We start from the raw sequence: 11,961 nt of genomic DNA, 5'->3' as shown, positions 1-11,961 counted from the left end.
GCCGCCGGTGGGTGTTGCCTAGGGCGAACGTACCGCGGGCGGGTTGCGGGGCGTGTGCCGCGGTCCCGGCGGGGCGCGCGCGGCCGGATGCGGGGCCGTATCGCGCCCGGGGGCGCTCGTCCTCAAACGCCGGACGGGCTGGAACACGGCTGGGCTCGCCCGCCAGGCCCGCTACGAGTGGCCGAGCTCCTCGTCGTCCTCGCCGGACGGCGACGCCGCCTCGCCCGCCGCAGGGCGCAGCGGCATCGGGTCGACCAGCGTTTCGTCGATCACCGGCGGCGCCGGCCGCGGAGGCTTCGGCATGACCGCGGCCTCGGAGTGGCCGCCGCAGCCGTACGACAGGGACACGACGTGGCCGTCCGCCGGCCCGAACTCGTTCGCGCAGACGCCGAACGCCTGACCGAGGGAGCCCCCGATCGGCACGAGGAAGCCGCAGCTGACGCAGGACGCCGGGGCGGCCTGGGCCATCGGGGTCTTGGCGCCGTGGGTCTCGTCCCAGCGGTCGGCGGCGGTGTGCAGCCCGTAGCGGGACAGGACGCGGGCGCGCCGCATCCCGAGCTCCTCGGCGACCGCCGAGATCGTGCCGCGCACCGGGACGGCCGGCTGGGCGGCGGGGGAACCGGCGACGAGGTCGGCGTCCTCGGCGTCGGCGAGGCGGTCCATCTCCTCGGAGACGGCGGAGTTCGGCGGCGGGATGTCCTCACCGCTCCAGCCGGGCTCCAGCCGCAGGTCCTCGGCGTCGGTGGGCAGCAGGTCGCCCGGGCCCATGTCGCCGGGGCGCAGCCGCTCGCTCCAGGGCACCCACTCGGGGGCGAGGAGGGCGTCCGGGCCGGGCAGCAGGACCGTCTCGTCGAGGGTGACGGCCTTGGCGCGGGAGGCCCGGGCGACGGTGACGGCCCAGCGCCAGCCGCGGTAGCCGGGGTCCGTGCAGAGGAAGTAGTGCGTGACGACGCGGTCCCCGTCGGCGACGGCCTGGACATGCTCGCCCACCGTGCCGGGCCGGGCGGCCTCCTCGGCCGCCGCACGGGCCATGTCGACCGCCTCGGCGCACAGGCGGTCCGGGGTACGGCTTCGCATCGCAGCACTCACAAGAATCGATTCTCTCTTCCACGCCGTCTCACGAGTGCGCCAGCCGATCGGCCGGGTCGGCGGACGGAGCGGACCTCAGGACCGCGTCGACGTCCGCGCCCGAACGGTTTCGGGCACACCTAGTCACTCCCATTCTGCGGGATCGAGACTCGGAGCGCGGCCAAGAACGACCGCCGGTGGCGCGCTACGCACGCTACCCCGCTCGGCGGCACCGGGGATAGCCGGGCCGCGGCGAGCCCCCCTTCCGCCCGCGCGCCCGCCCGGCCGCGGGCGCCGTCCACAGCGGCGAAAGCGCCCTGCGCGGTGCGAGTTGGGGCAGTATGGCGTGGTGGGAGCCATCCGGTCGGTCGAGGGCGGACCGCTGCGCCGTACGGCCCGGGGCGCCGGCCGCGTGCTGCGCGCCCCGTTCGCGGCTGCCGCGCGGGGCGTGCGCAAAGCGACGCACGCGCACGGCGCGGGCGAGTCCGGGCTGGGCAAGCTGATCGAGTTGCACGCCGTGAATTCCGCCGGGGACATGCTCATCACGGTCGCACTGGCGTCCACGGTGTTCTTCTCGGTCCCCACGGACCAGGCGCGCGGCCGGGTGGCGCTCTACCTGGCGGTCACGATGGCCCCCTTCACCCTCCTGGCCCCCGTGATCGGCCCGCTCCTCGACCGGCTCCCGCACGGCCGCCGCGCGGCGATGGCGGGCGCCATGCTGACGCGGGCGCTGCTCGCGCTGACGATGTCGGGCGCGGTGGCGAGCGGCGGCCTGGAGCTGTATCCGGCGGCGCTCGGCGTCCTCGTGGCGTCGAAGGCGTACGGGGTGGTGCGCTCGGCCGTCGTGCCGCGGCTGCTGCCCCCGCGGATCTCGCTGGTGAAGGCGAATTCCCGGGTGACCCTCGGCGGGCTGCTGGCGACGGGCCTGGCGGCCCCGCTGGGGGCGGCGCTGCACAAGGTGGGACCGGAATACCCGCTCTACGGGGCTTTCGTCGTGTTCGTCCTCGGTACGGTGCTGTCGTTCTCCCTCCCGCACAAGGTCGACTCGGCGAAGGGCGAGGCGCGGGCCCGCCTGGTCTCCGGCGAGCACCCTTCGCACCGCCGCCGGAGCCCGGCCCTCGCCGGACCATCCGATGTAAAGAACAAAAACGGCGGAAACGGTAGAAGTAGCAGGTACGGCAGGTACAGCAGGAATCGCGGAAACGGCAGAAACGGTAGAAACGGCAAGAACGGCTGGAACGGAAAGAACGGCCGGAACGGCAAAAACAAGGCATCCCGGCCGCCCGGCCTCCGCACCGTAGGCAGCTCCGTCCTGCACGCCTTGCAAGCCAACAGCGCCATGCGCATGCTCTCCGGCTTCCTCACCTTCTTCCTCGCCTTCCTCCTGCGCGTCCACCCCCTCGGCGGCCTGAGCCCGGCCTTCTCGCTCGGCGTCGTCGCGGTCGCTGCCGGGGCGGGCAACGCCCTGGGCACGGCCATCGGCGCCCTGCTGCGCTCGCGCGGCCCGGAGAAGACGATCGCGCTGGTGCTGATGGCGTCGCTGGGCACGGCCGTCGCCACCGCCGTGTTCTACGGGCCGTTCTTCGTGGTGCTGGTGGCGGCCGTCGCGGGCATCGCCCAGGCGCTCGGGAAGCAGTCCCTGGACTCCCTCATCCAGCGGGACGTGCCGGAGGAGGTCCGCACCTCCGCGTTCGCCCGCTCGGAGACGCTGCTCCAGATGAGCTGGGTGGCCGGCGGTGCCATCGGCATCCTGCTGCCGCTCAACGGCACCCTCGGCATGGCGGTCGCCTCCGCGGTCCTCGCCCTGGGGGTGGCGACAGCCGTACGGGGCCTGCTGGCCGCGGCACGGCGTGGCTCACCGCACCCCCGCGTGGCCTGACCTGGGCGGCCCGATAGCCTGCCCGCATGACCGCTGCGATTTTCCGGGGCAAGCGCCGCCGCGCCGCTGCCGCTGTCGGCGCCGTGGCCTTCGGGCTCGTCGCCCTGTCCGCCTGCGACAAGCCGACGCCGCTGGCGACGGTGACCGTGGGCTCGACCACCGTGACCACCGAGGCCGCCTGCTTCGACGACGGCAAGAAGCTCGACCAGGGCGCCCTCAACAAGTGCATGGCCGACAAGTCCGTCAAGACCGTGAAGGTCCAGCCGGGCGACAAGGTCCGCGTGGGCGTCGACCCCAAGATGGCCGACAAGGGCTGGCTCGTGGCCGTCAACGCCCAGCAGCAGACCAACCAGCTCAAGCAGACCTACACGTCGCTCAACGGCGAGCAGCTCTTCGTCAACCGGATGGAGCAGCGCTTCGAGAAGGACGTGATCCTGTCGGTCATCACCGAGGACGGCGTGTGGAACGTCAAGCTCGAACTGGACAAGGGCTGAGCGGCGCACGAGCGCTGACGGGCCGGAGGGACCGGACGGGCCGTACGGGCCGCCATACGTGGCGTACGTGCCGTACGGGCCCGGCGGACCGGCGGTCCCGCTGATGCGCGTCCTCGTCGTCACCGCCGTCGCCGCGGAGCGCGACGCGGTCGTCCGCGGTGCCGCGGCGCCGGACAGCGGCCCGGACGCGGGTGCGGACGCCGGCTCCGGCACAGGCACCCGCCCCGCCGAAGCCGCATCCGGCCCCGTCGTCGAGTTCGCCGTGCCCGGCTACGTGCTGCACCGGCCCGCCCCGGGTCCGGAGCCGCTCGTGATCGACGTGCTGGCCGCCGGCGTGGGCCCGGCCGCCGCGGCCGCGGGCACCGCGACGGCCCTGGCCGCCGCGGCGCTCTCCGGCAGCCCCTACGGCTTGGTGGTCTCCGCGGGCATCGGCGGCGGCTTCGCGGTCCCCGCCGGCGACGCCGGGCGGCCCGGCCGGAGCGCGGCCGTGGGCTCCGTCGTCGTGTCCGACGCGATCGTGGCGGCGGACCTGGGCGCCGAGACGCCCGCCGGCTTCGTCCCCGTCACCGACCTCGGCTTCGGGACGGTGGAGCACCGGCCCCCCGAGGCACTGGTGCGCGCCGTCGCCGAGGCGGCCGGGGCGCAGCGCGGCGAGGTGCTCACCGTGTCGACCGTGACCGGTACCGCCGAGCGGGCCGCCGCCCTCGTGGCCGCGCGGCCCGGGGCGCTCGCGGAGGCCATGGAGGGCTTCGGGGTGGCCGAGGCGGCGGCCGTGCACGGCGTGCCCGTCCTGGAGATCCGGGCGGTGTCCAACCCCGTCGGCCCGCGCGACCGCGCCGCGTGGCGCATCGGCGACGCCCTGGAGGCCCTCGCCGGCGCCTCCGCAGCCCTGCGGGAGGCGCTGCTGGCGGCTCCCTCCGAGACCTGGAGCAGCTGATGAGCGAGACCTTCCCCGAGAGCGAGCCCCTGCGGACGAGCGGGCCGGTGAAGATCGCCTACTCGCCCTGCCCGAACGACACGTTCGTCTTCGACGCCTGGGCGCACGGCCGGGTCCCCGGCGCGCCCGCCCTGGACGTCACGTTCGCGGACATCGACGTCACCAACGGCATGGCAGAGCGCGGCGAGTTCGACGTCCTGAAGGTCTCCTACGCGGTCCTGCCGTGGGTGCTGGACGAGTACGCCCTGCTGCCGTGCGGCGGCGCCCTGGGCCGCGGCTGCGGGCCGCTGGTGCTCACGCGGGAGACGGACGGCGGTCCCGTGTCCCTCGCGGGGAAGACGGTGGCGGTGCCGAGCGAGCGCTCGACGGCGTACCTGCTCTTCCGGCTGTGGCTGGCGGCGGAGGTGCCGGGCGGGGTCGGCGAGGTGGTCGTCCTGCCGTTCCACGAGATCATGCCGGCCGTCCGGGACGGCAAGGTGGACGCGGGCCTGGTGATCCACGAGGCGCGGTTCACGTACGGCGACTACGGGCTGCAGTGCCTGGCCGACATGGGCGAGCACTGGGAGGACACCACGGGCCTGCCGATCCCCCTGGGGGCGATCATCGCCAAGCGCTCGCTCGGCGCGGAGCGGCTGCGCGGGCTGGCGGAGGCGGCGCGGACGTCCGTACGGATGGCGTGGGACGACCCGGAGGCCTCGCGGCCGTACGTGCTGGAGCACGCGCAGGAGATGGACCCGAAGGTCACCGACCAGCACATCGGGCTGTACGTCAACGAATTCACGGCCGACCTCGGGGAGGACGGCTACGCGGCGGTCCGCGGGCTGCTGACCAGGGCCGCGGCCGAGGGGCTCGTACCGCCCCTCGGCCCGGATGCGCTCGCGTTCGTCTGAGCGCGCTCGTACGGGTAACGGCGTACGGGAGCGCGCTCGTACGAGTAGTTACGAGTAGTAACGGCGTACGGGTAACGGACGGAGGCTAGACGTCCAGCTGGTCGGCGACGGCGCGGAGCATGCCGGCGATCTTGGCGCCGTGGGCCTTGTCGGGGTAACGGCCGCGCTCCAGCTGCTGGGTGACGTTCTCCAGTAGGGTGGTGAGGTCCTGGACGATCGACGCCAGCTCGTCGGGCTTGCGGCGCTGGGCGGCCGCCACCGACGGCGTGGGGTCGAGCAGCATCACCGACAGGGCCTGGTCGCCCCGCTGACCGGCCACGACACCGAACTCCACCCGCTGTCCGGGCTTGAGGGAGTCGACCCCGTCCGGGAGCACCGAGGAGTGCACGAAGACGTCTCCGCCGTCGTCGCGGGAGAGAAAGCCGAAGCCCTTCTCGCTGTTGAACCACTTGACCTTGCCGGTAGGCACGTCTGTCCTCGTCCTCGTGTCTCGTCGGAAAATTCGGAAATGGGGGAATTGGGAAATCGGTGTATAGGCAGCGGTCCCGCCGGAAACCGTTGCTCATGACCGGCGTTCGACGGGAAAACAGCTCTTGATAGCACTACAGCGGGTCGCAAGACCCGCTACCCCCCAAGGCTAATGGTGCCGGGCCCGGTGACAAGACGTCCCCGGCCCCACCCCACGCCCAGGCATCTACCCTGGTCGGGTGAGTAGTGAAACGCCCCGGGCCGGGGATCTGCTGGTACGCATCGGCGCCATCGTCTTCCTCGTCGGCGCGGTGGCCACCCTGGCGACGGTCGCCCCGCTGTTCCTGGGCGCCGATCCGCTGCCTCCCGCAGCGTACTTCGTCTGCATGCTGATGGGGGTGGGATTCCTCATCGCGGGCGCCGGGGTGCTGCGGTCGATCGCCGCCCAGCGCCGTCAGGCGCGCGCCTCCGCGACGGGCTCGCCCGCGGCCAGGTAGCCGCGCAGCCACTCCGGAAAGTCCGTCAGCCCGGCGAGGACGACGTCCGCGCCCGCCGCCCGCAGCTCCTCCGCCGGGCAGGGCCCGGTCGTCACGCCCACGGACAGCGCCCCGGCCGCACGGGCTCCGCGCACGTCGCCGACGTGGTCGCCCACGTACACGTCCGCGCCGTGCTCGCGCAGCGCCACGGCCTTGTCCTCGGCCCACAGCGAGCCGACGAGCACGTCCGGTTCGATGCGCAGGTGATCGAGGTGGAGGCGGGCGTTCCGGGGGTTCTTGGCGGTGACGACGACCGCCTGCCCGCCCAGTGCGCGCACCGCGGCCACGGCCTCGCGGGCGCCCGGCAGGGCGGGGGAGGGGGCGATGCCGTGCTCGGGGTAGGCGGCCACGTAGAAGGCGGCGGCCTCGGCGACCCGGTCCGCGGGGAACCAGTGGGCCAGCTCCTGCTCCAGCGGCGGCCCGATCCGGCCGACGACGAGGTCGATGTCGATGGCGGCACCGGTGGCGGCGGCCAGCGCCTCGTAGGCGGCCCGGATGCCCGGGCGGGAATCGACCAGGGTCAGGTCCAGGTCGAAACCGACCGTGAAGCGGGGGGTGCGCGGGGCGAGGCTCATGCGCCCCATTGTGCGGGGGAGGTCATGGGGACGGGGGAGGGGGCTTGAGGGGGGCGTCGCGGACGGGCCGCCGGGGGGCGTGCCGGCCGTTTCCCGTGGTCGGCCGCTCGGCCCGTGGTGGCGTCAGCCCGGGCGGCGGGAGCGCCAGACGACGAACGCCGCGGAGGCGACGGCCGCCCCCCTCAGCACCCAGGGCCACGTGTCCGACATCGCCGCGCCCAGGCCGCCGTCCGGCACGGGATCGCCCCAGCGCCCTTCCGTGCGGCCCCACAGCCAGACGATCCCGGCGGCCGCGACGAGCCCCGGCACGCCCATGACCGCCCACTTGGACTCGGTGTGCGAGAGCTTGCGGGTGAGGTAGGCGAGGGCCCAGCCGGCCGCGATGACGATCCAGTTGCCGAGCACGGCACCCACGACCAGGATCAGGGCCACGAGCAGGAGCAGCAGCGGGACGGGCGCGCCGTCGGCCCGCCGGAAGAGGCTCGGCCGGCGCGGACCGCCGTCCTCCTCGTAGTCCTCGTCGCCGAACGTGCCTTCCGAGCCGTGCTCGCCCTTCCGGCCCTCGGGCCCTTCGGGCTCCTCCGGGTCGCCGGGCGGCGGAGGCGGTTTCAGTATGTCGGGGATCTCGATGCCGCCGGTGAAGCCGTGGATCGTGGTCTGCCCGTGCGCCCCGCCGGCGAAGGGGGACGCGAGCGCGGAGGAAGAGGCGGGGGACATGGGGGAGGGGGAGGAGGCGGGAGCCTCGACGCTCCACCAGTCCGGCGCCCCACCGGTGCCGGCCGCCCCACCGGTGCCGGCCGGGGCGGCCCCGGCGGCCACCTCGGCCGCGGGCCGCTCGGGAGCGGCGTACGAGGGCGGGCCGTCGGCGTACGACGGGGGCCCTGCGGCGTACGACGGGGGGTCGGCGGGTGCGGCCGGGGTGGTTCGACCGATGCGTCCGGTACGGCCGGTGCGGCCCGTACGGGCGCGCTCGCCCTCACGGCGGGGCGCCGGCACGCGGCCGCCGCCCTCGCTCCCGCCGCCCCCGCGCCCACCCGCGGCCGCGGCGCCCGCCCCGGCGACGGCCTCGTCCGGCGTGCCGAGGCCGGCGAGGATGCGCTGGACCGCGGCGGGCGTGTCGGCGCCCTCGGAGGCCCTGCGCCGCTCGATCTCCGTCCGCAGCCGGGAGACCAGGCGCATGCGGTCGCCGGACGTCAGCTCCGCCTGCCGCTGGGCGATGTCCCCGACCCGGCTCAGATAGTCGTACACAAGCTGATCGCTCTCGATCCCCACCGAATCCCCTAAGACCGCCTTGGATCACCAGCCGCTTTTCCCCCGAAGGTACCGGTTCTGCACGGCGGTGACAGGGGGAACGGGGGTGGTACGGGGGCGCGCACGGGGTCTCGCGGGACGGCCCGCCGGCTCAGCGCACGGCCACCACGTCGAGCGCGATCCGCAGCCGACGGCCCGTCATTCCCTTGGCGTTGGTGACGCCGAAGGCGTAGCGGTCGACGATGGCCGTGGCCCGTACGCTCAGGCGCGGACCGTCCGCAACGACCTCCCCGAGGGTGAGGACCGCCGGCCGGGTGACGCCGCGCACGGTCAGCTTGCCGTGCAGGGTCACTTCGCCGTCCGCGCGCCGGACGCCGCCGCCGTGGAAACGGATCTCGGGGTGCAGCGCCGAGTCGAGGTAGTCGGCGGACCGGATGTGCCGGTCCCGCTGCGCGTTCCCGCTGGCGAAGCTGTCGACGGGGATCACAGCCTCGGCCGTGGAGGCGGACTCGGGCTCCGCGACGGTGATCCGCCCTTGCCCGACGGAGAACGTCCCCTTCACCGGGAACAGCCCGAAGAACGACCGAATCCGGAAGCGGATCCGGGACGCCTCGGGATCGATGCGATAGACGCCCGGTAACGGCCCGTTCTTTTCGTCTGCGCCCTGGATGGCCATGGAGCAGTCCCCTCCCCGACGGTGCCGGTGCAACGGTCCCTTGCCGGTACGGTATCGGGCTTCCCACCCATTCGAACGCCGAACGGACCGACTCCTGCGGTGGCGTGATCCCGTGACGGCGGACGGTGATGCGGGGGTGGGGTTTGTGGTGCGGATCCGTGGGTTGGGTGCGGGTCAGAACAGGCTGGCAGCAGGGGGAGGGGTGGGGGGCTTGGGTCCGGTTTGGGATTGCCTGGGGTGGGTGGGCGGTTGGCCGCCGTACTCCTGCCGTCGCGGATGCGGGTGCGTGAGGAGATCGCGCCCATAGGTTGTGGCTGAGGGGGAGCGGGCTGCTGCCGCGATGTGGCGGGGCCCGTCGTGGGCGCTTCGCTAGGCGCGCCACCGCTGTGGCTGAGCGGGCGGGTGCGGAGGGGAGGGGGCTGGCGGCTGGTGGGCCGTTCTTGGCACGGAATCCACCGGTTGGAGCGTCATGCGGGTGGATGCTGGGGCTCAACTGACCTTTGGTGGCTCTGGTGGTCTGCTCGTCCTTCTCGGCACGGTAATCAACCGGTCTGAGCGTCGTAGGGGTGGATATCGGGGCCTCAACTGCTCTCTGGTGGCTTGTTCGCCGTTCTCAGCCCCGCTATCAACCGATCCAGCCCTCAGGCGGGTGGATAACGGTGCTTAGTTGCCTGCTGGCGGCCTCCGCTGTCCCACCAGCTCCGCCCCATCCCACCAGCCCCCGCTTAGGGTCAGTCGCTCGCTCAGCCACGACGGTGGCGAGCTGAGCGAAGCGCCCACGACGGCAGGCACCACATCGCGGCAGCAGCCAGCTCCCCGCCAGCCACAACCCATGCGCAAGGTCTCCTCACGCTCCCGCATCCGTGACGGCGCGAGTACGGCGGCCAACCGCCCACCGGCCCCAGGCAATCCCAAACCGGACCCGAGCCCCCCACCCCTCCCCCTGCTGCCAGCCTGTCTTGACCTCAGCCCTTACGAAACGGGCGGTCGGCCACCGACCAGCCCCCCAACAGCCCCTAGACCGGCCTGCGCGCCACGCCCCGGTGTGCGTCGGCCGGTGGACCGTCCGCCTTGTGTGCCGTTGCTTGCGAGGACCAGCATGTTCCCAACGGGCGCGGGCGATGGGAGTGATCTGCGGTGAGTGCTGTCCGGGACGGCGACAGGATCCGGGTCGAGGCGAGTGGTTCGGGGTGGGTCGACGGGATCGAGGGCGTCGTCGCCGGGGCGTGGGAGGGCCGTCTGCGCATCAAGGTGACCAAGAACGCACCGCCAGGAGTGAACGCGGTCCTCTTGGAGGAGGACGCCGTGTACGACCGGATCGAAGGGGGGTCGGCGCCGGTGCCGTTGTGCTCGTCGTGCCAGGGGAGCGGAAAGATCGAGTGGGAGGACGAGGAGGGCTGGCAGCACGAGGCGCCGTGCACGACCTGCCACGGCGAAGGGGAGGTGGATCCCTGAGGGGACGGCGGGTCGGCGGGCCGACGCGGCGGGCACGTAAAAGCCCCCGGCGAACACCCCGAACGGGCGCCCACCGGGGGCCTGTGAAGACGCGTGGCTACTTCGTGGCTACTTCGGGGCTACTTCACACCCAGCATCTGCTCGATCGGGTCCAGGAAGAAGTACACGAGGAAGCAGAGCCCGACGACGTTCAGCAGCCAGGGGATCTCCCGGCCGCGCCGGTCGGCGATCCGCAGGAGGATGAAGGCGAGCACGCCGATGCCGATGCCGTTGGTGATCGAGTACGTGAACGGCATCGCGATGATCGTCAGGAACGCAGGGATCGCGATGGTGAAGTCGCTCCAGTCGATCTCCTTGACGTTGGCCGCCATGATCAGGAAGCCGACGACCAGCAGGGCGGGCGTGGCCGCCTGGGAGGGGACGACCGTGGCCAGCGGGGTGAAGACCAGGGCGAGGAGGAAGAGGCCGCCGGTCATCAGGTTGGCCAGGCCCGTACGGGCGCCTTCGCCGACGCCGGCCGTGGACTCCACGAAGCACGTGTTGGCGGAGGCCGAGCCGAGGCCGCCGCCCGCGACCGCGAGGCCGTCGACCATGAGGATCTTGCCCATGTTCGGCAGCTGGCCCTTCTCGTCCGTGAGGCCGGCCTCCTCGCCGACGCCGATGATCGTGCCCATCGCGTCGAAGAAGCCCGAGAGCAGCACGGTGAAGACGAACAGGCAGCCGGTCAGCAGCCCGACCTCACGGAAGCCACCGAAGAGGCTGATGTGGCCGATGAGGCCGAAGTCGGGAGCGCCCACGATCTTGTCCGGGACCTGGGGGACGGACAGGCCCCAGCTGGTGCCGGGGATCTTGGCGAGCGAGTTGATGACGATCGCCACGAACGTCATCACGACGATGCCGATGAGGATCGCGCCGCGCGTCTTGCGGACGACCAGGATGAACGTCAGCGCGAGGCCGACGACGAAGACCAGCACCGGCCAGCCGTGCAGCTGGCCGCCCTGGCCGAGGCCCATCGGCACGGTGGTGTGCGCGGCGTCGGGGTTGCGGGTGACGAAGCCGGAGTCGACGAGGCCGATCAGCGAGATGAAGAGGCCGATGCCGATCGCGATCGCGCGCCGCAGTCCGCCCGGGATGGCGTCCATGACGCGCTGCCGCAGGCCGGAGGCGACCAGCACCATCAGCACCAGGCCCGCCAGCACCACCATGCCCATCGCGTCGGGCCAGCTCATCTTGGGGGCGAGCTGCAGCGAGACGACGGCGTTGATGCCGAGGCCGGCGGCGCACGCGATCGGCACGTTGCCGATGACGCCCATGAGGACGGTGCTGAGGCCGGCCATCAGGGCGGTGGCCGTGACCAGCTGGGCGTTGTCCAGCTGGTGGCCGAACTTGTCCTGGCCGGCACCGAGGATGATCGGGTTCAGCACGACGATGTAGGCCATCGCGAAGAAGGTGGCCAGACCGCCGCGGAGCTCCCGGGAGACGGACGAGCCCCGCTCGGTGATCCGGAAGTACCGGTCGAGGGCGTTCTTGGGCTGGGAGGACGGCGGCGGGGGCGGCTGCTGGGCGTCGACCGGGGAAGTGGCCGAGGTGGGCATACGAAACCTCAGTCGGATGGGCCTACGGGGAGGTCGCAGGCGGCGGGGGACACGCGGATGGATCATGAACCGGGGCTCAGCTGTATGATCAAACAAAACCGGCCGGTCATCTTCCGTTCGATTCAGTATGAATAAAC

Annotated in this window: 12 protein-coding genes; 6 read left to right on the top strand and 6 right to left on the bottom strand. The window is 72.9% G+C overall.

Annotated features, from left to right (window positions below):
- Positions 1 to 171: 171 nt before the first annotated feature.
- Entirely contained in the window at positions 172 to 1,077 is a 906-nt protein-coding gene (locus tag ACFZCD_RS18255; RefSeq protein ID WP_391831918.1) for a DUF3027 domain-containing protein, read from the bottom strand.
- A 340-nt stretch (positions 1,078 to 1,417) separates the two neighbouring features.
- Between ACFZCD_RS18255 and ACFZCD_RS18250 the strand changes: the two genes are divergently transcribed.
- From ACFZCD_RS18250 to ACFZCD_RS18235, 4 genes are all read left to right on the top strand, one after another.
- Positions 1,418 to 2,947, top strand: coding sequence for an MFS transporter (locus ACFZCD_RS18250; protein WP_391831916.1), 1,530 nt, complete (start codon positions 1,418 to 1,420; stop codon positions 2,945 to 2,947).
- A gap of 26 nt (positions 2,948 to 2,973) precedes the next feature.
- Positions 2,974 to 3,441 carry a DUF2771 domain-containing protein gene (locus ACFZCD_RS18245; RefSeq protein WP_391831914.1) on the top strand — a complete coding sequence of 156 codons (468 nt, stop codon included), beginning with the start codon at positions 2,974 to 2,976 and terminating at the stop codon, positions 3,439 to 3,441.
- Between the two features lie 103 nt (positions 3,442 to 3,544).
- Positions 3,545 to 4,378 (top strand): futalosine hydrolase, encoded by an 834-nt coding sequence (locus tag ACFZCD_RS18240; RefSeq protein WP_391832264.1) that lies wholly within the window; start codon positions 3,545 to 3,547, stop codon positions 4,376 to 4,378.
- Entirely contained in the window at positions 4,378 to 5,268 is an 891-nt protein-coding gene (locus ACFZCD_RS18235; RefSeq protein WP_391831912.1) for a 1,4-dihydroxy-6-naphthoate synthase, read from the top strand. The genes ACFZCD_RS18240 and ACFZCD_RS18235 overlap by 1 nt, the downstream gene beginning before the upstream one ends.
- 85 nt (positions 5,269 to 5,353) lie before the next feature.
- Here the strand turns inward: ACFZCD_RS18235 and ACFZCD_RS18230 are convergent, their stop codons facing one another.
- The gene (locus tag ACFZCD_RS18230) at positions 5,354 to 5,737 is read right to left on the bottom strand and encodes a cold-shock protein (protein WP_106681548.1); all 384 of its coding nucleotides are present in this window, start codon (positions 5,735 to 5,737) and stop codon (positions 5,354 to 5,356) included.
- Positions 5,738 to 5,975: 238 nt separating this feature from the next.
- On the opposite strand from ACFZCD_RS18230, the gene ACFZCD_RS18225 reads away from it, so the two are divergent.
- Positions 5,976 to 6,233, top strand: coding sequence for a hypothetical protein (locus ACFZCD_RS18225; protein ID WP_391831910.1), 258 nt, complete (start codon positions 5,976 to 5,978; stop codon positions 6,231 to 6,233).
- On the opposite strand, the gene ACFZCD_RS18220 is transcribed toward ACFZCD_RS18225, so the two are convergent.
- The 3 genes from ACFZCD_RS18220 to ACFZCD_RS18210 all read right to left on the bottom strand — a co-directional run bounded on the left by ACFZCD_RS18220 (position 6,191) and on the right by ACFZCD_RS18210 (position 8,774).
- On the bottom strand, positions 6,191 to 6,856 hold the full coding sequence (locus ACFZCD_RS18220) for an HAD family hydrolase (RefSeq protein WP_391831908.1): 666 nt from the start codon (positions 6,854 to 6,856) through the stop codon (positions 6,191 to 6,193). The genes ACFZCD_RS18225 and ACFZCD_RS18220 overlap by 43 nt on opposite strands.
- A 114-nt stretch (positions 6,857 to 6,970) precedes the next feature.
- Positions 6,971 to 8,119, bottom strand: coding sequence for a hypothetical protein (locus tag ACFZCD_RS18215; protein ID WP_391831906.1), 1,149 nt, complete (start codon positions 8,117 to 8,119; stop codon positions 6,971 to 6,973).
- 130 nt (positions 8,120 to 8,249) lie between these two features.
- Entirely contained in the window at positions 8,250 to 8,774 is a 525-nt protein-coding gene (locus ACFZCD_RS18210) for a YceI family protein (protein WP_391831905.1), read from the bottom strand.
- A gap of 1,137 nt (positions 8,775 to 9,911) precedes the next feature.
- On the opposite strand from ACFZCD_RS18210, the gene ACFZCD_RS18205 reads away from it, so the two are divergent.
- Positions 9,912 to 10,229 carry a hypothetical protein gene (locus ACFZCD_RS18205; protein WP_391831903.1) on the top strand — a complete coding sequence of 106 codons (318 nt, stop codon included), beginning with the start codon at positions 9,912 to 9,914 and terminating at the stop codon, positions 10,227 to 10,229.
- A gap of 119 nt (positions 10,230 to 10,348) precedes the next feature.
- Here ACFZCD_RS18205 and ACFZCD_RS18200 read toward each other — a convergent pair whose 3' ends face one another.
- On the bottom strand, positions 10,349 to 11,824 hold the full coding sequence (locus ACFZCD_RS18200) for an NCS2 family permease (RefSeq protein WP_391831901.1): 1,476 nt from the start codon (positions 11,822 to 11,824) through the stop codon (positions 10,349 to 10,351).
- Between the last annotated feature and the right edge of the window lie 137 nt (positions 11,825 to 11,961).

The sequence above is a fragment of the Streptomyces sp. NPDC008001 genome, assembly GCF_042958085.1.
GTDB lineage: Bacteria > Actinomycetota > Actinomycetes > Streptomycetales > Streptomycetaceae > Streptomyces.
This window is presented reverse-complemented; position numbering and strand designations above follow the sequence as displayed.

What these genes read in the sequence shown, in the direction of transcription:
- ACFZCD_RS18255 (WP_391831918.1), bottom strand. Translation starts at nt 1,077, where the DNA reads ATGCGAAGCCGTACCCCGGACCGCCTGTGCGCCGAGGCGGTCGACATG.
- ACFZCD_RS18245 (WP_391831914.1), top strand. Translation starts at nt 2,974, where the DNA reads ATGACCGCTGCGATTTTCCGGGGCAAGCGCCGCCGCGCCGCTGCCGCT.
- ACFZCD_RS18240 (WP_391832264.1), top strand. Translation starts at nt 3,545, where the DNA reads ATGCGCGTCCTCGTCGTCACCGCCGTCGCCGCGGAGCGCGACGCGGTC.
- ACFZCD_RS18235 (WP_391831912.1), top strand. Translation starts at nt 4,378, where the DNA reads ATGAGCGAGACCTTCCCCGAGAGCGAGCCCCTGCGGACGAGCGGGCCG.
- ACFZCD_RS18220 (WP_391831908.1), bottom strand. Translation starts at nt 6,856, where the DNA reads ATGGGGCGCATGAGCCTCGCCCCGCGCACCCCCCGCTTCACGGTCGGT.
- ACFZCD_RS18210 (WP_391831905.1), bottom strand. Translation starts at nt 8,774, where the DNA reads ATGGCCATCCAGGGCGCAGACGAAAAGAACGGGCCGTTACCGGGCGTC.
- ACFZCD_RS18200 (WP_391831901.1), bottom strand. Translation starts at nt 11,824, where the DNA reads ATGCCCACCTCGGCCACTTCCCCGGTCGACGCCCAGCAGCCGCCCCCG.